This is a genomic window from Citreimonas salinaria, from assembly GCF_900107235.1.
Lineage (GTDB): Bacteria > Pseudomonadota > Alphaproteobacteria > Rhodobacterales > Rhodobacteraceae > Citreimonas > Citreimonas salinaria.
This window is the reverse complement of record NZ_FNPF01000001.1, coordinates 36,860-54,450: the sequence shown is the minus strand read 5'-3', so window position 1 is coordinate 54,450 and position 17,591 is coordinate 36,860. Positions and strand designations below refer to the sequence as shown.

Genomic DNA, 17,591 nt, shown 5'->3' with positions numbered 1-17,591 from the left:
GACCGTCCCATGATCCGCACAGCCTCGCTTGTCACGGCGATTTGCTTGGCCGCCGCTCCGCTCTGGGCCCATTACGGCATGATCATCCCGTCCGATCCGATGATCAGCCAGGAAGACGGCCGGTCCGTGGACCTGACCCTTTCCTTCTCTCACCCGTTCGAGGGGATCGGCATGGATCTTGAGCGCCCCGAGGCTTTCACCGTCACGCACGAGGGCGAAACCACGGACCTGCTGGACCAGCTAACCCTGGCAACCGTGATGGACCATCCCGGCTACACCCTTGAATACGCGCTCGACCGTCCGGGCACGCATGTCTTCGCCATGACGCCCCAGCCCTACTGGGAGCCCGAGGAAGACGCCTTCATCACGCATTACACCAAGACCTACGTGTCCGCCTATGGCGACGATTCCGGCTGGGACACCGAACTAGGCCTCAAGACCGAGATCGTGCCGCTCTCCCGGCCCTTCGGCCTGTGGACCGGCAACGTCTTCCAAGGCGTCGTGAAACTGAACGGCATTCCCGTCGCGCATGCCGAGGTCGAGGTCGAGCATTACAATCAGGCCGGCGCGACCGCGCCGTCCGACCTGATGGTGACGCAGACCATCAGGGCCGACGACAACGGAGTCTTCACCTATGCGGTGCCGGCGCCGGGCTGGTGGGGCTTCGCTGCGCTCAACTCCGCCGACGAGCCGATGATGCGCGACGGCGAGGCGAAGGCGCACGAGCTGGGCGCGGTGATCTGGGTGCAGTTCGAGCCGTGGAGCGCCGAATGATCCGCGGGACGCTTCTGGCCACCGTCGCGCTGGGCGCGCTGGCGGGGCCAGCGATGGCGCACGACCTGCGCGTCTTCGCCCGCGTCGACGGAGAGTCGGTCGTGGTCGAGACGACGTTCTCGAACGGGCGCGCGCCCGTGTCGGGCGAGATCGCGCTGAGCGATGCCGAGGGCGCGCCGATCTGGACGGTGCCGCTGGACGACGACGGAGAGACCGCGTTCCCGCTGCCCGACGGCATCGCGGACACCGGCATGCGGATCGACGTGACGGTCAGCGAGGGCCACAGCGAGTACTGGCTGCTGACCCCCGGCGACATCGCGCGCGGGAAGGAAGAAGAGTGATGCTTCGAGTTCTGGCAATCGCGGGCGCGCTGCTGGCGGCCCATCTGGCTTCGCCCGCCAGCGCGCAGGACCGGCCTGTCGTGGTGCCCGTGAACTACCCTCTGGCATACTTCGCCGCGCGGCTGGGCGGCGATGCGGTCGACGTGCGCTACCCCGTGCTCGAAAGCGCGGACCCGGCGTTCTGGGAACCGAGCCTTTCCGAGATCGGCGGCATTCAGGAGGCCGACGTGATCGCGCTCAACGGTGCGGGCTTCGCGCAGTGGACCACGCGCGTGTCGCTGCCGCGCTCGGCCACTGTCGACACCACGCGCGGGCTCGAGGACCGATACATCAGGACCGACGCGATCACCCACAGCCACGGCGACGGGGACGAGCATTCCCACGACGCGATCGCCAGCCACACCTGGCTGGATTTCGCCATCGCCGCCGACCAGACGGACGCGCTGGCGGTCTTCATGCAAAGACGGATGCGCAACATCGCGGACCGGATCGCGCAGAACCGAGCCGCCCTGCGCGACGACCTGATGGCGCTGGACGCACGGGCGCAGTCGGTGGCCGCGGGGCTCGAGAACACGACGATCCTCGCGACGCACCCGGTCTACCAGTATTTCGCCCGCGCCTACGGGCTGACGATCGAGTCGCTGGGATGGGAGGCAGGGGCCATGCCCTCGGCCGAGCAATGGGACGCACTGGCGGCCCTGCAGGCCGAGACGGGCGCCGAGACCCTCGTGTGGGAGGCCGCGCCCCGCGACGAGGCGCTGGCGAGGGCGGAAGACATGGGCCTGCGTTCAGTCGTCTTTCCGCCGCTCGCCGCGCCTCCGAGAGAGGGCGATTTCCTGTCGGTCATGTCGGACGTGCTGGACGCGCTCGAGGCTCAGTAGCCGGTCATCTCGAGGTAGCCGCGTCCCGCGTGGCTGCCTTGCACGCGCACCGGACCCTCCCAGTAGGGCACGGCGGTGGTCATGAAGGCCTGCGGGTTCAGCGCCGCTACGGTGACGTCGAGCCCGCGGTCCGGCAGGGTGACGCGCCAGCGCGTGGGCACGGTGCGGCCCCCAACCTCGGTCTGCTCAAGCGGCTCCGCGGTGAAGGCGCCATCGGTATAGGCGGTGCTCGACCCGTCCGGTTCGATCCAGGTGGCCGCGGTGTAGGGCGCGTCGTCGGCCCCGCGCATGCGAGCACCCATCAGCTTGGCGCCGCTGTCGAACGACAGCGAGAACCAGTCCCACCCGGTCTGGCCCGACGCCAGCGGCTGCGACGACCACTCGCGGTCAAGCCACGCGGTGCCCGTCACCTCCACGACGCCGCTGGGCAGGGTGATCGTACCGTGCGCGTCGAAGAAGGGTTGCGAATAGTAGTAGCTGGCCTGGCCGGCCTCGGACTTCACGGAATAGCCGCCGTCGCCGTGAAAGATCAGCGGCCCCTGCGCGTCGAGCGCGAGGTCGTAGGCGAAGTCCGGGCCCGTGGCCATCAGGCGCAGGTCGTCGAAATCCGGCCCCCACAGGCGCCAGTCGTCGATCCAAGCATCGAACGGCTCGGCCGTCACGCCGGCCTGCCCGATGCCGCCTCGGGCGAAGCGCTCGGCCACAAGGTGCGCGCCTTCCGAGGTTACGGCGGCATGGGCGAACCAGACCTGCGGGCTGTCCCAGCCCTCGGCCTCGAAGGGGGCGAGGGCCGACCGGAACAGCGTCCATTGCAGGCCGTAGGGCGTGCCGTCGGCGGCCTGCAGGTTCGCGGTCAGGTACCACCATTCGATCCGGAAATCCGGGTGCGGGCCGTGATCGGCCGGAAATTCGAAGGCATGGCCGGGCACCGGGTTCGTGAAGCCCTCGGCGTCCGATCCCATGCCGGCGAACCCCTGCGCGAGGGCCGGAAGCGGCCAGAGGCAAAACGCGATGATCCTAGCATTCATGGGCAAACACCTTCAGCAGCATGGCGGGTGGCGTCCGGGCCAGCCTTCGCGCGGGCCACGCGGCGGCCAGCGCTGCGGCCACGAGGGAAACGCCCGCCAGCCTCAGGTAGTCGAGCGGGAACAGGAACATGGGCAGCCGCCAGCCGAACGCCTCGACGTTGACGAGGGCCAGCAGCACCCAGGCCAGCGCCAGCCCCAGAGGCACCGCCATCACCGCCGTCAGCGCGGCCAGCACCACCGCGCGCAACAGCTCGAGCCAGGCGAGGTCGGCCCGCCGCAGCCCCAACGCCCAGACCGGCGCCAGTTGCGGCAGGCGCATCGCGGCCAGCGTCAGCAGCGACATGAAGATCGCGAACCCCGCCACCGCCAGCGTCAGCACATTGAGCGCCCCGGCCACGGTGAAGGTCCGCTCGAACACCTGAAGCGAGAACGCCTTCAGCGCGCCCTGGTCGGTGATGGCGGATTCCGGCAGGCCGAGATCGTCGATCAGAGCGCGCCGCAGGTCGGACGGATCGTCTGTGCGCAGGCCGAAGCGCGTTGGCGTGACCTCGGGGAAGAGGGCGCTGAACAGGGGTTCAGCAATGATGGCCTGCCCGATCGGGTTACCGTAATCGCCGAACACGCCCGCGATCGGCAGCCTGACCTCGGGCGCCACCGCCAGCGTGTCGCCGACCCAAAGGCCGCTCCGCCGGGCAAGCTGTTCGTTCACGATTACCGCCGTGCCCTCGGCGACCGCATCCCAAGGCGCATCGGTGGCGAACAGAAAGCGCCAGTTCCGGCGGTAGGTCATGCCAATGCGCGCGCCGTAAAGCTCGGCCGGAAGGCCTGCAAGGCGTGTCTCAACTGATTGGCTCGGCATGATCTCGGACGTCATCGGCGCAGCAAAGGATTCCAGCGCGGCGGCGTCCTCGGTGGCCACGTACAGGTCCGCCGCCAGTCGCTGGTCGAGGAACTCGGTAAAGGTCACCCGGAAGCTCGAAACCATGGTCGAGACGCCGACATTCGCCGCCATCGCCAGCAGCAGCGCCATCAGCGCCAGGCTGAGGCCCGACATCTGCTGGCGCGTGTCGGCCCAGAACCACTGCCACAGCGCCGCGCGGGTGCGCCGCTCGGCCAGCGTCAGGAGTCCCGCCAGAACCGGCGGAAGCGCCAGCGCCGCGCCGATCAGCAGGCAGCCCAACAAGGCGAAGGCCGCGACCAGACCGTCGCCCACGACCGTCAGTGCGCCCGCAGCCGTCAGCAGCAGCACCGCCGCCGCTGTCTGCCAACGCCGCGCCCGGGCGCCGGTCAGTGCCCAAGCGCGGCCGCCGGCTACTGCCAGGATCGGCATGCGCGCGATTCGCCACAGCGCATCCAGCAAGGCCAGGGCAGCGCCGCCCAGTGTGATGGCCAGCCCCGACAGCCACCATTCCGGACGCACTCGCACGCTGCCCGAAACCTGTGCGCCATAGAGCCCCTCGATCGTCGCGGCCACGTCGGGTAGCAACGCGGCCGCTATGGCATAGCCCAGCGCCACGCCGACGGCACCGGCGAACAGCGCCAGCGCCAGCAACTCCGCCGCCATCAGCGCGATCAGTCTGCGCAGCGGCACCCCGAGGCTGCGCAGCGTGCGGACCATGCCGCGCCGCTGCTCGAACGCCAAGCCGATCGCGCCGTGCACGATGAACAGGCCGACGGCAAAGCTGAGCAGGCCGAACGCCGTCAGGTTGAGGTGAAAGCTGTCGGTGAGCCTTGCCACATCCGACCCGCCCTGCGCCGGTTGACGCACCAGCCCGGGCGCGACGGCATCCAGCGGGGGGCGGTTCAGCGGCTGCGAGCCCAGGACGATGAATCGGCTGACGCGCCCGTCGAAGCCAAGCAAGCGCTGCGCCTTTCCGATGTCGGTCAGCACAGTACCCGGTGCGACCGACGCGTCTTCGACCACCGGGCCATGCGTTGCGCCCAGCATGCGCGCCACGTCCGGGGCCGCGACCAGCGGTGGGTCGGACAGGAAGCCGGCCAGGTCGCCTTCGCCCGGTGTCGCGGCTCGCGCCATGCCCTCGGGCGCGGTGAGGGGCTCGAGCCCGACGACGCGCACGCTGCCGGATTCGGTCCGCAGGCGCCCTTCGACCACCGGGGAAACCTGCCAACCGGCGCGGCGCAGCGCGAGATACACCGCCTGGTCCGCGGTTTCGCCAGCGGCGGGCAGCAGCTGGTCGTGGCGGCCTTGGCCCAGCGTTCCGGCGGCGGCGTCGTAGCTGGCGCGCGCCTCGGCATTGATCGCCTGCACGCCGGACCACAGTGCCGTGGCCAGCGCCAGCCCCGCGACCAGTGTGAACAATTGCAGCGGGTTGCGCCGCCAGTGCGACCACAGCGCCCGCAGCGCCGCCCGGTTCATGCCAGCCGGCCGCGGCTGAGATGCGCGCGGCGCCCCATCCGGGCGGCGAGCGCGGCGGAATGCGTCACCATCAGAAGCGCGGCGCCGGTTTCGGACACCAGGGCGAGCATCTGGTCCAGCACCCGCGCGGCCGTCGCCTCGTCCAGATTGCCGGTGGGTTCGTCCGCCAGCACCAGCGCGGGGGCGGCGGCCAGCGTGCGGGCAATGGCAACGCGCTGCTGCTGCCCGCCCGACAGCTGCTCGGGATACTTGCGCAACTGCGATCGCAACCCCAGCGCATCGGCCAACCGGTCGGCGCGGGCCGGGTCGTGCCGGCCGGCCAGCCGCGCCTGAAAGGCGATATTCGCGGCCACGTCGAGCGAGGGGATCAGGTTGAACTGCTGAAAGATCAGCCCGACCGTCCCGCGCCGCAGCGCCGCCCGGCCGCGGTCGTCCAGCGCCGTCACGTCCTGCCCGGCCAGCCGGATCGTCCCTGCTTCGGGGGTGTCCAGTCCGCCGATCATGTGCAGAAGCGTGCTCTTGCCCGAACCGGATTCGCCGGTCAGCGCCAGCGTCTCGCCCGCGTCCAGCGCCAGGTCGATGCCGCTCAACACAGGCACAGGACCGTCGGCGCCGGCGTAGGATTTCGTCACCTTGTCGAGCGCAAGCAGCATGGCTTCTCCTTCACCGGGTCAAGCTATCGCGCGGGTCGAATATTGGAAGGGCCGCCCCGGCGGCATCCGGTCACGCCGGCGGCAGGCAAAGCAGGAAAAGTGGACAACACTCGCTCGTCGCCCTAGGACGACGGACAGCGCGTTCGGGCCAGTCGGGTGGTCTTTCCCCTGCCGGGGCAAGAACGATCGCAGACCAACGAGAGCGCCTGCGCGTGATACTTCTGGAGACTTTCGGGACCTGCATGCAATCCACGGCCTGGTCGGGCGTGTCGATTGCCGCGCTGCTTCTGGCTGTCGCCCTGTGCCCGCTGACGCTGTGGCTGATGGCAATGCAGCGCTTCCCGGGCCGCACCGCGCTTTTCATGGCAAATCTCGGCATGTTGTGGTGGCTGGTCTTCGCGGCATTCGAACTGTCCGTCGACATGCTGGGATGCAAGCTGTTCTTCGGCGGACTGATCCACGCGGGAATCACGCTTGTCCCCACTGCGTGGCTGATCTTTCTGCTGTCGCAGCAGCGGGGCAGGGCGCCCTTCACCTGGCCGGTGCGGGTATTCAAGTACCTTGTCGTGCCGGCGGGGGTCAGCGTGCTTGCGCTGACAAGTCCGGCGCACGGGTTGTTCTACGGCCCCGGAACGCGGCTGGTGGAAGGAGAGGTGCTGCACGACCGCGGCATCGGCTTCGTCGCGGCTGCGGCCTACCTCTATTTCTTCCTGATCTGGGCGCTGATCATCCTGCTGCGGGCCTATCGCAAGGGCGCGCGCTACCAGCGCCCGCAAGTCGTACTGCTGCTGGCGGTGACGGGAATCCCGATCGTCGGCAATCTGGCTTATACGCTGGGCGGCTTCAGCTTGGCCGGTTATGATCCGACCCCTTTCCTGTTCGCCGTGGCGGTGGGGGCCTACGGCATCATGCTGCTGGGTGGCGGCGCGCTGAACGTGTCGGCGATCGCCCGCCGCCAGGTGATCGACACGCTGCCGCAGGCGATCTTCGTCGTCACCCGCGAGTTCGAGGTCATCCCCTCGAACGCTGCAGCCGTCCGGATGCTTTCGGAGGAAGGCGACCAGCGCAGCGAAGCGGAGATCATGCAAGAGCTGATTGCACGATTCCATGCCTGCCGCGACACCGACCACGGTCGGCTGATCGCCCAGCCATTCGGCCTGCGGTATTATGACTTCGGTCGGCCCGGTGCGCCCGGTCTTCGGCCCCGTCGACGAACCGCTGGGCTGGCTGTTCTCGGCGCAGGACGTCAGCGTGTCGCGGGCGCGCGAACGGGCGCTGGAACGGATCGCGCGCCTTACCGAGACCGCGCGCCGGCAGGCTGAGACGTCGGCGCAGCTGGACCCGCTGACGGGGTTGCTCAACCGGCGCGCGCTGACGCGAAGATTCGGCACGATGGCAGCTTCCGGGGAACCCTTGCTTGCGGCGTTGCTGGACGTCGATCACTTCAAGGCCATCAATGACCGCCACGGACACGACGTGGGCGATCTGGGTGCTGGTCAACCTGCCGCGCGCGCTGCGCGCACGCTTCCGCGAGGTCGACGCGGTGTTCCGGTTGGGCGGCGAGGAATTCCTGGTCCTGATGTCCGGCGCCGACGAACAGTCGTTGCTGCGGCGGCTGGCCGACGTCCGAAGAGTGGTCGGCCGCCCGGTGGACTTGCACAAACTCGATGCGCCGGCGATCGGGTTCTCGGCGGGCGTCGCAACCCTGCCCGCGGACGGCCCGGATTTCGAGTCGATTTACCGCGCAGCGGACACCCGCCTGCTGCAGGCCAAGTCAGACGGGCGCGATCGCGTTGTCACCGGCCGACACAGCATCCCTTGGATCGATCTTGGTGTCCCGGGCGCCCCCGGCGCGGGCAGCGGCGCCATCTGTCCAAACCGTCTGCCCGAGACGGATCCCGAAGCGTAGTATTGGTTTCTTAACACCTCGGCCCGCATTATCCCGGAGTTTCTCCTGCGGATTTCCTCATGGCTTTCACGCCTTCGCAATTCGGGATTCGCGTTCTCCTGGTGGATGACGATCCCTCGACTCGCCGGATCTACGCGGCATTCCTCACGGAAATGGGCCTTGCCGGCGTCACGACGGCGGGCGGCGCCGCAGAATGCCTTGCGGCAGTTGAAGCGGCTCTGCTCCCGTTCGATTGCGTGCTGGTCGACATCCAGATGCCTGACCTGTCCGGGATCGAGGTGGTGCGCCGGTTGCGCGCGCGCCCTGGCTATGAACGCACGCCGATCCTGATGATCACCGCCGCGCGCACGCCGGAATGTGTCGTAAAGGACGCATTCGACGCCGGCGCCGACGGATTTTGTCTCCAAACCGATCTCGCCCAAGGAATTGCGTGACCGGATGGACGGGGCGGTTGGCCTTCTGAAGGAAGGCAACCGCCTGGACACGTTGCGCGCGGTGATGAGCCACAGCGACCGGCAGGACCTGTCCCGACTTGCCTTCGACGAACCCGCTCCTCTGCCGCGCGCCGATATGCTGGTCGATTAGGTGCCGCTCCAGAACATGGTCAAGTACAAGGCGCGGCAGGGCGTGATGAACTCGGCAGCGCTGTGTTTCCACCTCGAGAACGGACTCGCTTTGTTCGACGCGCTCGAACGAAGAGCCTTCGTCGATCTGCTGAGCGACGTGGCAGACACCGTCATAGACGTCATAGACGTCATGCGGCCAATGCGCCCGACACTTGCCTATGCGGGGCGCGATGATTTCGTCGCGCTGCTGGGCGAAGCGCGGCCGGTCGAGGGCGAAGTGATCAGCCAGGCGATCGATGCTGCGATGGCGGCGCTGCATCATTTTGCCGGGCACGCACCGGATCTGTGTCGCCGCCTGCGCGTCGGAGAGATGATCCGGCCAAGTCGACACGATCCGTGCGAGGGGCAGGACCTGCTCGTGCGGGCGCGCCGCTCGGTGCCTCGTCTGGACGCAGCCTGAGGCGATCGTGAGTTGGAGGAGTGGAGCGGTGAGTCCGACAAAAGGCTGGCCCTGCGCCTGAATGGCCCACGGCGTGGGCCGATCGCGCGCCAGGCTGACCATGACCCTGTACGTTGTACGCGGCGTGCGATGCGATGATCGGCGGAGACGTCGCCTGCGACCACGTCGCCGCCCGCATCCCCTTGTTGGCGGGCACCGCGCGAACCCATGGACTGGATGTTTTCGCTGAACGCTCGTCAGTCCTGCTCGTCCAGCGCACCGACAGGTGAGCGGCGTGGGTTGACCGAAGCCGAAGCCCCGGGACCTTCGTCAGATGGTTGTCCGGTCAGTGCATCGTGCCCGTCCTCTGCATCGAAGTCGGCTTTCAGGGTCTTGCTCGTGCGTGCTCCCAGCGCGCGAAGCTGGTCGATCTGCCCCAGAACGTTGCCGCGTCCGCGCGACAGTTGGTCGAAGGCGCGGCCATAGGCGTCCTGTGCCTGGCCCAGCCGGCGTCCCATCTCGTCCATGTTGTCCACGAAGCCGCTGACCTTGTCGTAGAGCTTTCCCGCGCGATCCGCGATCGCCTCGGCGTTGCGGTTGCGCCGCTCGGCCGCCCAGACGTGCGCAACCGTCTTCAGCGCCATCATCAGCGTCGTCGGCGTGGCGATGGTAACGTGTCGCTCCAGCGCGTAGGTCGTCAACGTGCCGTCCAGCCGCAGGGCTTCGGAAAACGCGCCTTCGATCGGGACGAACAGGATCGTGTAGTCGACGGAATGATCCTCTGCGGCGTGGTAGCTCTTGGATGCGAGCGTGTCGATGTGGCCGCGCAGCGACGCCATGTGCCGGCGCGCGGCCGAGGCGGCGGTGTCGTCGTCCTGCGCGTTGACCAGATCCGTGTACGCGGTCAGCGACACCTTGGCGTCGATCACGAGCGTCTTGCCACCCGGAATGTTGACGACGACGTCGGGCCGCAACCGCCCGCCATCGCTGGTCCGGTGGGCCTGCACCTCGTACTCGGCGCCTTCGCGCAGGCCGGAATCCTCGAGGATGCGTTCCAGCACCATCTCGCCCCAGGCGCCCTGCTTCTGCTGGTCCGAGCGCAGCGCACGGGTCAGAGCCACCGCCTCGGCCGAGATCTGTTCGGTCCGGCGGGTCAGCGACGTGATCTCGAGCTTCAGTTCGGTGCGCTCCCTCTGCGACGATTCGTGCATCGCCTTCAGCGCCTTCTCGAAATGGCCGACATGTTCGTGCAGCGGCGACAGCGTCGCCTTCAGGCGCTCCATGTTCGACTTGGCGATCTCTTCGCCCTGGCTGCGCAGCGTCTCGCGCGACAGGTCGCGGAAGCGCGTGGCCATTTCCTCGCGCATCTGAGTCAGCAGGGCGATCTTCTCGTCCGCGGCGCGCAGCGTGGCGGCGCTTTCGCTGTTGAGGCGGGCGAGGTCACGGTCCAGTCTTGCCGCGTCGCTTCGCGCGGCTTCAAGCGCGTCGCGCAAGCCGTCGCAATCGTCTTCCAGCGCCTCGATCCGCTGGGCGCGGGCCTCGGCCAGAGTCTCGGCCCGGTCGGCGCGGGCCAGCGCGTCGCGCAGGGCGGCGTCGCGGTCGGCCAGCGTGGTTTCGAGCGTGGCGATACGGTCGTGCAGCGGCCGGTTGCGCCGTCCGACCAGCAGCAGGGCGGTCAGACCGGCCAGCGCGATCCACGTCCAATGCAGCGGGTCCATCGCCGCAGCCTGCGCCATCAGCGCATCGAGAAAGTCCATGATCCGCTCCTGCCTCGACCGCCGTTCTTATCCGCTTCGGGATCGCGGCGGAATGAAACAGGAACGTCGCGCGAAGTGGGCCGAAAATCAAGAAAAACCGCTAGAGCACGGCGCGCATCTTCTCGATCGCGCGGTCGATGTCGGCCTCCGAGGCCGCCGCCGACAGCCGGACGAAGCCCTCTCCCGCCGCGCCGAAGGCGGTGCCGGCGATGGTCGCCACGCCCGCATGTTCGAGGAACCGGTCCTGCGCCTCGGCCGAGGTCATGCCGGTGCCTTCGACGTTGGGGAACAGGTAGAAGGCGCCCGCTGGCTGTGCGCAGCGGATGCCGGGCAGCGCGTTCAGCGCGACGCAGGCGGCGCGCGCGCGGGTCTCGAACGCGGCGCGCATGACTTCGACCGCGCCCTGAGGGCCAGTCAGCGCGGCGATTCCCGCGAGCTGAGCGCTGGCGTTGACGCAGGAGTGATCGTTGATGCACAGCCGCGTGACGGGATCGACGCAGGGCTCGGGCCATACCGCGTAGCCCAGACGCCAGCCGGTCATCGCATAGGTCTTCGACCAACCGTCGAGCATGATGACCCGGTCTGCGATCTCGGGGTACTGCAGCAGCGACACGTGATCGCGGCCGCCATGCAGCATCTGGGAATAGATCTCGTCGGACAGAATTACCACCTCGGGATGCTCTGCCAACCCGTCGACCAGCTTGTCGATCTCGGCGCGTGGGGTGACGCCGCCGGTGGGGTTGCCCGGCGAGTTGAGGATCAGCAGGCGCGTGGCGGGCGTGATCTTCGACAGGACGTCTGCCGCGGAGAAGGCGAAGCCTGTGGCCTCGGGCAGGGCGTAGGGGACGGCCTTCGCGCCGGTGAACTCGATCGCCGAGCGGTAGATCGGAAAGCCGGGGTCGGGATATACGATCTCGGCGCCGGGTTCGCCGAAAAGCAGCATCGCGTAGAACATCGTGGGCTTGCCGCCGGGAACCACGATCACGCGGCCGGGATCGACATCGACGCCGTGGCGGCGGTGCAGGTCGGCTGCCACCGCCTCGCGCAGCGCGGGTAGGCCGCCTGCCGGCGTATAGCCGTGGTGCCCGTCGCGCAGGGCCTTTACCCCCGCCTCGACGATGTGCAGAGGCGTGGGGAAATCGGGCTGCCCGATGCCCAGGTTGATGATGTCGCGCCCCTGCGCCTGCAGGCGGCCGGCGCGGGCCAGCACGGTGAAGGCGGATTCGGTGCCCAGCCGGGCGATGGATTGCGCGAATTTCATGGCGTCCCCTCCGTTTGATGCCTTATCCGGTCTGCCGCGGCACGTGTCCATCCTTCGGGCTTGCGCTTTGCGCGGCGCGCGCGTATATGCCCCTCAACAGCGGCGCGCCGCGGGTCCAAACCCGGCGCCCACCGGATCATGATCGGCGGGCCGCGTGGCCCGCTTTTTTGTTTCCGCCGCCTGCTTTCACGAAAGGCGAACCCCGATGACCGACCTGATCGCCAAGACCACCATGGACAAGCGCCTGGCCGAGATCGTGACTCCCGTGATCGAGGACATGGGATTCGAATTGGTGCGCCTGCGGCTGATGGGCGGCCAGACCCCGACGCTGCAGATCATGGCCGAACGCCCCGACGGCACGATCGAGGTGGACGATTGCGCCGAGATCTCGACCGCCGTGTCCGCCGTGCTGGACGTCGAGGACCCGCTGGTCGACGCCTACACGCTTGAGGTGTCCAGCCCCGGCATCGACCGCCCGCTGACGCGGCTGAAGGATTTCGATACCTACGAGGGGTTCGACGCCAAGCTGGAAACCCACGAGATGATCGACGGCCGCAAGCGGTTTCGGGGCATTCTTGCCGGGATCGAGGACGGCGAGGTGCTGGTCAATCTCGACGAGGGCACCATCGGCCTGCAATTCGACTGGCTGGCTGACGCCAAGCTGGTGATGACCGACGAGCTGGTGCGCGAGATGCTGCGCGCGCGCAAGACCGCCGCGGTCGAAGACGGAACATATGACGAGATCCAGGCCGACGGCCCCCAGGAGGAGTGACGGACATGGCAATCACCTCTGCCAACCAGCTTGAACTGTTGCAGACCGCCGAGGCGGTGGCGCGCGAGAAGATGATCGACCCCGTGCTGGTGGTCGAGGCGATGGAGGAATCCCTCGCCCGGGCGGCCAAGTCCCGCTACGGCTCGGAAATGGATATCCGCGTGGCGATCGACCGCAAGACCGGGCGCGCGAAGTTCACCCGCGTTCGCACCGTGGTCGAGGACGACGAGCTGGAAAACTACCAGGCCGAACTGACCGTAGAGCAGGCCAGGCAGTACATGGCCGATCCCAAGGTCGGCGACACCTATGTCGAGGAAGTCCCGCCGGTCGAACTGGGCCGGATCGCGGCGCAGTCGGCGAAGCAGGTGATCCTGCAGAAGGTCCGCGAGGCCGAGCGCGATCGTCAGTACGAGGAATTCAAGGACCGCGCCGGCACCATCATCAACGGCGTCGTCAAGCGCGAGGAATACGGCAACGTCATCGTCGACGTGGGCGCCGGCGAAGCGATCCTGCGCCGCAACGAGAAGATCGGCCGCGAAGCCTATCGCCCCGGCGACCGCATCCGCTGCTACGTCAAGGACGTGCGCCGCGAGGCCCGCGGCCCGCAGATCTTCCTGTCGCGCACCGCGCCCGAATTCATGGCCGAGCTGTTCAAGATGGAAGTGCCCGAGATCTACGACGGCATCATCGAGATCAAGGCCGTGGCCCGCGACCCCGGCAGCCGCGCCAAGATCGGCGTCATCTCCTACGACGGCTCGATCGACCCGGTCGGCGCCTGCGTCGGCATGCGTGGCAGCCGCGTGCAGGCCGTGGTGAACGAGCTACAGGGTGAGAAGATCGACATCATCCCGTGGAACGAGGACATGCCGACATTCCTGGTCAACGCGTTGCAGCCCGCGGAGGTCAGCAAGGTGGTCCTGGACGAGGACGCCGAGCGGATCGAGGTCGTGGTCCCCGACGAGCAGCTTTCGCTCGCGATCGGCCGGCGCGGCCAGAACGTGCGCCTGGCGTCGCAGTTGACCGGCCTCGACATCGACATCATGACCGAGGAAGAGGAAAGCCAGCGCCGCCAGAAGGAATTCGAAGAGCGTACCAAGCTGTTCATGGACACGCTGGACCTGGACGAGTTCTTCGCCCAGCTGCTGGTCTCCGAAGGCTTCACCACGCTCGAGGAAGTGGCCTATGTCGACCAGGACGAGCTTCTGGTGATCGACGGCGTCGACGAGGACACCGCCAATGAATTGCAGGCCCGCGCGACCGACGTGCTCGAGGCGCAGGCCCGCGAGGCGCTGGCCCGGGCCCGCGAAATGGGCGCCGAGGACAGCCTGATCGAGTTCGAGGGCCTGACCCCGCAGATGGTCGAGGCGCTCGCCAAGGACGGCATCAAGACGCTCGAGGACTTCGCCACCTGCGCCGACTGGGAGCTGGCCGGCGGCTGGACGACGGTCGACGGTCAGCGCCACAAGGATGAGGGCCTGCTGGAGCCCTTCGAGGTCAGCCTCGACGAGGCGCAGACCATGGTGATGACGGCACGCGTCCTGCTGGGCTGGGTCGATCCGACCGAGCTCGAGGAAGACGAGGACGAGGGCGAGGCCGACGAGGATGCGGCCGAGACCGAGGAAACGGAGGCCTGACCTGACACGCGGCGGCAAGGACAAGAATCGCTCGGGCGAACCCGAACGCAAGTGCATCGCCACCGGAACGGTGGCGCCGCAATCCGCGCTCGTACGCTTCGTCGAGGCGCCCGATGGCGGGATTGTGCCGGACGTGGCTGGAAAATTGCCGGGCAGGGGCATATATATCGTCCCTGACCGCGCCGCGCTGGAGCGGGCGGCCAGCAAGGGATTGTTCGCGCGTGCGCTCAAGCGCCCCGCGAAGGCGCCCGACGAGCTGCCCGATCTTGTCGAGCGGTTGCTTGTGCGCCGGGTCGTCGACCTGATCAGCCTCGCCCGCAAGGCGGGTGGTGCGGTGACCGGTTACGAGAAGGTGAAGGACTGGCTTCAGAAGGAAGAAGCCCGCGTCCTGATCCAGGCCGAGGACGGGTCGACCCGTGGCAAGTCGAAGCTCAGCACGCCTTATGGCGGCGACTACATAGGCTGGCTCACCGCGGAAGAGCTTGGGTTGGCGTTCGGGCGACAATCTGTAATACACGCCGCGCTTGGCGCTGGCGGTTTGGCGCGTCGTGTTGTAGAGGACGCGCAACGGCTGAAAGGTGTACGTGTCGGGCGTTCCGATGCGGATCGCGGCGGTAGCGACCGTCGGAAAGGATGAAGACTTGAGCGATAACGACGGGAAGAAGACATTGGGTTTGCGCGGTGGTGCCCGCTCGGGCAACGTGAAGCAGAGCTTCAGCCACGGGCGCACCAAGAACGTCGTGGTGGAAACCAAGCGCAAGCGCGTCGTCGTGCCCAAGCCGGGTGCAGCACCGGGCGGCGCGAAGCCTGGCTATACCGGATCGACGGGTGGCGCCGGCACCAAGCGGCCGGCAGGCATCTCCGACGCCGAGATGGAGCGCCGTCTCAAGGCGTTGCAGGCGGCAAAGGCGCGTGAGCACGAGGACGCCGCGCGGCGCGAGGCCGAGGAAAAGGCCCGTGCCGAAGAACGCGAGCGCATGCGCGCCGAAAAGGAACAGAAGGAGCGCGAGCAGCGCGAGGCCGAGGAACGTCTTCGGCAAAAGGCCGAGGAAGAGGCCCGCGCGGCCGAGCAGGCCGCTGCCGATGCACGCAAGGCCGACGCGCCTGCCGCCGCTCCGCAGGAAGGTCCCGCACGCGGCAAAATGAAAGAGGCTCCGCGCAAGGCTGCGCCGGACCGGGATCGTGACGATCGTCGCGGCGCAGGCAAGGCCAAGGAAGACAGCGGCAACCGCCGCTCGGGCAAGCTGACGCTGAACCAGGCGCTTTCGGGCGAAGGTGGACGGCAGAAGTCCATGGCCGCCATGAAGCGCAAGCAGGAACGCCAGCGCCAGAAGGCGATGGGCGGCAACCAGCCGCGCGAGAAGGTCGTGCGCGACGTGCAGCTGCCTGAGGCGATCATGGTCTCCGAGCTTGCCAATCGCATGGCGGAACGCGTGGGCGACGTCGTCAAGGCGCTGATGCAGAACGGCATGATGGTCACTCAGAACCAGTCGATCGATGCCGACACCGCCGAACTGATCATCGAGGAGTTCGGTCACCGCGTCGTCCGTGTTTCGGCCGCCGACGTCGAGGACGTGATCAAGGAGGTCGAGGACAAGCCCGAGGACCTCAAGCCGCGTCCGCCGGTCATCACGATCATGGGTCACGTCGACCACGGCAAGACGTCGCTTCTGGACGCAATCCGGAAGACCAAGGTCACCGCGGGCGAGGCCGGCGGCATCACGCAGCATATCGGCGCCTACCAGGTGAAGGCGAAGGACGGGACGACCCTGTCGTTCCTCGATACGCCCGGCCACGCGGCGTTCACGTCGATGCGGTCGCGCGGGGCGCAGGTCACGGATATCGTCGTGCTGGTGGTTGCCGCCGACGATGCGGTGATGCCGCAGACGATCGAGGCGATCAATCACGCCAAAGCGGCGAAGGTCCCGATGATCGTGGCGATCAACAAGATTGACAAGCCGTCGGCCAACCCCACCAAGGTGCGGACCGACCTGCTTCAGCACGAGGTGGTCGTCGAGGAGATGTCGGGTGACGTGCAGGACGTCGAGGTGTCGGCCACGACCGGCCAAGGGCTCGAGGAACTGCTGGAGGCGATCGCGCTGCAGGCCGAGATCCTGGAACTGAAGGCGAACCCCGACCGCGCCGCCGAAGGTGCCGTGATCGAGGCGCAGCTTGACGTTGGCCGCGGCCCGGTCGCGACCGTTCTGGTGCAGAACGGCACGTTGCGGCGTGGCGACATCTTCGTTGTGGGCGAGCAGTACGGCAAGGTGCGCGCGCTGATCAACGACCAGGGCGACCGCGTCAACGAGGCCGGCCCGTCCGTTCCCGTTGAAGTTCTGGGCCTGAACGGCACACCCGAGGCGGGTGACGTCCTTAACGTCGTCGCGACCGAAGCGCAGGCGCGCGAAATCGCCGAATACCGCGCCAATCTGGCCAAGGAAAAGCGCGCAGCCGCCGGTGCGGGCACAACGCTCGACCAGCTGCTTCTGAAGGCCAAGGAAGACGAGAACGTCAAGGAACTGCCGATCGTCGTCAAGGCGGACGTGCAGGGTTCGGCCGAGGCGATCGTTCAGGCGATGGAGAAGATCGGAAACGACGAGGTGCGCGTGCGGGTAATCCACCACGGCGTGGGCGCGATCACCGAGACCGACGTCGGCCTAGCCGAAGCGTCGGGCTGTCCTGTGATCGGCTTCAACGTGCGTGCCAACGCGCCGGCGCGGAACTCGGCCAACCAGAAGGGCGTAGAGATTCGCTACTACTCGGTCATCTACGACCTCGTGGACGACGTGAAGGCGGCGGCCTCCGGCCTGCTGTCGGCAGAGGTGCGCGAGAAGTTCATCGGCTATGCCGAGATCCGCGAAGTCTTCAAGGTGACGGGCGTAGGCAAGGTCGCCGGCTGTCTGGTGACCGAAGGTGTGGCGCGGCGTTCGGCAGGCGTGCGCCTGCTACGCGACGACGTGGTGATCCACGAAGGCACGCTGAAGACGCTGAAGCGCTTCAAGGATGAAGTGTCCGAGGTTCAGTCCGGCCAGGAATGCGGCATGGCGTTCGAGAACTACGATGACATCCGCGAAGGCGATGTCATCGAGATCTTCGAGCGGGAGGAGGTCGAGCGCAGGCTCGACTGACCCCCCGCGGAAAAGCGGCACCTTGTCGGGCGAAAACGAAAAGCGCCTCCTGAATGCAGGAGGCGCTTTCA

Annotated in this window: 17 protein-coding genes and 1 pseudogene; 13 read left to right on the top strand and 5 right to left on the bottom strand. The window is 67.8% G+C overall.

Annotation, left to right across the window (positions count from 1 at the left end):
• Positions 1-9: 9 nt before the first annotated feature.
• Genes BLW27_RS00250 through BLW27_RS00240 form a run of 3 tightly spaced genes read left to right on the top strand, consistent with a single transcriptional unit; the run spans position 10 to position 1,996 of the window.
• On the top strand, positions 10-774 hold the full coding sequence (locus BLW27_RS00250) for a DUF4198 domain-containing protein (RefSeq protein ID WP_089877479.1): 765 nt from the start codon (positions 10-12) through the stop codon (positions 772-774).
• On the top strand, positions 771-1,115 hold the full coding sequence (locus tag BLW27_RS00245) for a hypothetical protein (protein ID WP_089877476.1): 345 nt from the start codon (positions 771-773) through the stop codon (positions 1,113-1,115). Before BLW27_RS00250 ends, BLW27_RS00245 begins: the two co-directional genes overlap by 4 nt.
• Entirely contained in the window at positions 1,115-1,996 is an 882-nt protein-coding gene (locus BLW27_RS00240) for a metal ABC transporter substrate-binding protein (protein ID WP_089877472.1), read from the top strand. Before BLW27_RS00245 ends, BLW27_RS00240 begins: the two co-directional genes overlap by 1 nt.
• Here the strand turns inward: BLW27_RS00240 and BLW27_RS00235 are convergent.
• From BLW27_RS00235 to BLW27_RS00225, 3 genes are read right to left on the bottom strand one after another with little or no spacing between them, the layout of a single operon-like run.
• Complete coding sequence (locus BLW27_RS00235) at positions 1,990-3,024, bottom strand: lipocalin-like domain-containing protein (RefSeq protein WP_089877468.1); 1,035 nt, start codon at positions 3,022-3,024, stop codon at positions 1,990-1,992. The genes BLW27_RS00240 and BLW27_RS00235 overlap by 7 nt on opposite strands.
• Positions 3,014-5,401, bottom strand: a complete 2,388-nt coding sequence (locus BLW27_RS00230; RefSeq protein ID WP_089877464.1) for an ABC transporter permease — start codon at positions 5,399-5,401, stop codon at positions 3,014-3,016. The genes BLW27_RS00235 and BLW27_RS00230 overlap by 11 nt, the downstream gene beginning before the upstream one ends.
• Positions 5,398-6,054, bottom strand: coding sequence for an ABC transporter ATP-binding protein (locus BLW27_RS00225; protein WP_089877461.1), 657 nt, complete (start codon positions 6,052-6,054; stop codon positions 5,398-5,400). Before BLW27_RS00225 ends, BLW27_RS00230 begins: the two co-directional genes overlap by 4 nt.
• A gap of 242 nt (positions 6,055-6,296) precedes the next feature.
• Between BLW27_RS00225 and BLW27_RS00220 the strand changes: the two genes are divergently transcribed.
• The 6 genes and pseudogenes from BLW27_RS00220 to BLW27_RS00200 all read left to right on the top strand — a co-directional run bounded on the left by BLW27_RS00220 (position 6,297) and on the right by BLW27_RS00200 (position 8,989).
• Positions 6,297-7,376: a histidine kinase N-terminal 7TM domain-containing protein gene (locus BLW27_RS00220; RefSeq protein WP_177177778.1), complete on the top strand. Its 1,080-nt coding sequence runs from the start codon at positions 6,297-6,299 to the stop codon at positions 7,374-7,376.
• Positions 7,306-7,485, top strand: a pseudogene (locus BLW27_RS22040) (hypothetical protein); the annotation flags it as partial. The gene BLW27_RS00220 and the pseudogene BLW27_RS22040, both read left to right, overlap by 71 nt.
• Before the next feature lie 25 nt (positions 7,486-7,510).
• Entirely contained in the window at positions 7,511-7,963 is a 453-nt protein-coding gene (locus BLW27_RS00210) for a GGDEF domain-containing protein (RefSeq protein ID WP_089877455.1), read from the top strand.
• Between the two features lie 101 nt (positions 7,964-8,064).
• The gene (locus tag BLW27_RS00205; protein WP_177177777.1) at positions 8,065-8,397 is read left to right on the top strand and encodes a response regulator; all 333 of its coding nucleotides are present in this window, start codon (positions 8,065-8,067) and stop codon (positions 8,395-8,397) included.
• 4 nt (positions 8,398-8,401) lie between these two features.
• Positions 8,402-8,548: a hypothetical protein gene (locus BLW27_RS21085; protein WP_177177776.1), complete on the top strand. Its 147-nt coding sequence runs from the start codon at positions 8,402-8,404 to the stop codon at positions 8,546-8,548.
• Positions 8,549-8,989, top strand: a complete 441-nt coding sequence (locus tag BLW27_RS00200) for a hypothetical protein (protein ID WP_143042180.1) — start codon at positions 8,549-8,551, stop codon at positions 8,987-8,989. It begins immediately after the preceding gene.
• 236 nt (positions 8,990-9,225) lie between these two features.
• Here the strand turns inward: BLW27_RS00200 and BLW27_RS00195 are convergent, their stop codons facing one another.
• Positions 9,226-10,725, bottom strand: a complete 1,500-nt coding sequence (locus tag BLW27_RS00195; protein ID WP_089877447.1) for a DNA recombination protein RmuC — start codon at positions 10,723-10,725, stop codon at positions 9,226-9,228.
• A gap of 100 nt (positions 10,726-10,825) precedes the next feature.
• A complete protein-coding gene (locus BLW27_RS00190; RefSeq protein ID WP_089877444.1) occupies positions 10,826-11,986 on the bottom strand; it encodes a pyridoxal phosphate-dependent aminotransferase in 1,161 nt (386 codons plus the stop codon).
• A 205-nt stretch (positions 11,987-12,191) separates the two neighbouring features.
• On the opposite strand from BLW27_RS00190, the gene rimP reads away from it, so the two are divergent.
• The 4 genes from rimP to infB are packed head-to-tail and all read left to right on the top strand — an operon-like array spanning position 12,192 to position 17,520.
• Positions 12,192-12,758 carry a ribosome maturation factor RimP gene (rimP, locus tag BLW27_RS00185; protein ID WP_089877441.1) on the top strand — a complete coding sequence of 189 codons (567 nt, stop codon included), beginning with the start codon at positions 12,192-12,194 and terminating at the stop codon, positions 12,756-12,758.
• Positions 12,759-12,763: 5 nt separating this feature from the next.
• Positions 12,764-14,392: a transcription termination factor NusA gene (nusA, locus tag BLW27_RS00180; RefSeq protein ID WP_089877438.1), complete on the top strand. Its 1,629-nt coding sequence runs from the start codon at positions 12,764-12,766 to the stop codon at positions 14,390-14,392.
• A 1-nt stretch (position 14,393) separates the two neighbouring features.
• Positions 14,394-15,029, top strand: coding sequence for an RNA-binding protein (locus BLW27_RS00175; protein WP_089878642.1), 636 nt, complete (start codon positions 14,394-14,396; stop codon positions 15,027-15,029).
• Between the two features lie 4 nt (positions 15,030-15,033).
• Positions 15,034-17,520, top strand: a complete 2,487-nt coding sequence (infB, locus tag BLW27_RS00170) for a translation initiation factor IF-2 (RefSeq protein ID WP_089877435.1) — start codon at positions 15,034-15,036, stop codon at positions 17,518-17,520.
• Positions 17,521-17,591 lie beyond the last annotated feature (71 nt).

Coding starts and splice junctions, on each gene's coding strand:
- BLW27_RS00250 (WP_089877479.1), top strand. CDS start 10: ATGATCCGCACAGCCTCGCTTGTCACGGCGATTTGCTTGGCCGCCGCT.
- BLW27_RS00245 (WP_089877476.1), top strand. CDS start 771: ATGATCCGCGGGACGCTTCTGGCCACCGTCGCGCTGGGCGCGCTGGCG.
- BLW27_RS00240 (WP_089877472.1), top strand. CDS start 1,115: ATGCTTCGAGTTCTGGCAATCGCGGGCGCGCTGCTGGCGGCCCATCTG.
- BLW27_RS00235 (WP_089877468.1), bottom strand. CDS start 3,024: ATGAATGCTAGGATCATCGCGTTTTGCCTCTGGCCGCTTCCGGCCCTC.
- BLW27_RS00230 (WP_089877464.1), bottom strand. CDS start 5,401: ATGAACCGGGCGGCGCTGCGGGCGCTGTGGTCGCACTGGCGGCGCAAC.
- BLW27_RS00225 (WP_089877461.1), bottom strand. CDS start 6,054: ATGCTGCTTGCGCTCGACAAGGTGACGAAATCCTACGCCGGCGCCGAC.
- BLW27_RS00220 (WP_177177778.1), top strand. CDS start 6,297: ATGCAATCCACGGCCTGGTCGGGCGTGTCGATTGCCGCGCTGCTTCTG.
- BLW27_RS00210 (WP_089877455.1), top strand. CDS start 7,511: ATGACCGCCACGGACACGACGTGGGCGATCTGGGTGCTGGTCAACCTG.
- BLW27_RS21085 (WP_177177776.1), top strand. CDS start 8,402: ATGGACGGGGCGGTTGGCCTTCTGAAGGAAGGCAACCGCCTGGACACG.
- BLW27_RS00195 (WP_089877447.1), bottom strand. CDS start 10,725: ATGGACTTTCTCGATGCGCTGATGGCGCAGGCTGCGGCGATGGACCCG.
- BLW27_RS00190 (WP_089877444.1), bottom strand. CDS start 11,986: ATGAAATTCGCGCAATCCATCGCCCGGCTGGGCACCGAATCCGCCTTC.
- rimP (WP_089877441.1), top strand. CDS start 12,192: ATGACCGACCTGATCGCCAAGACCACCATGGACAAGCGCCTGGCCGAG.
- nusA (WP_089877438.1), top strand. CDS start 12,764: ATGGCAATCACCTCTGCCAACCAGCTTGAACTGTTGCAGACCGCCGAG.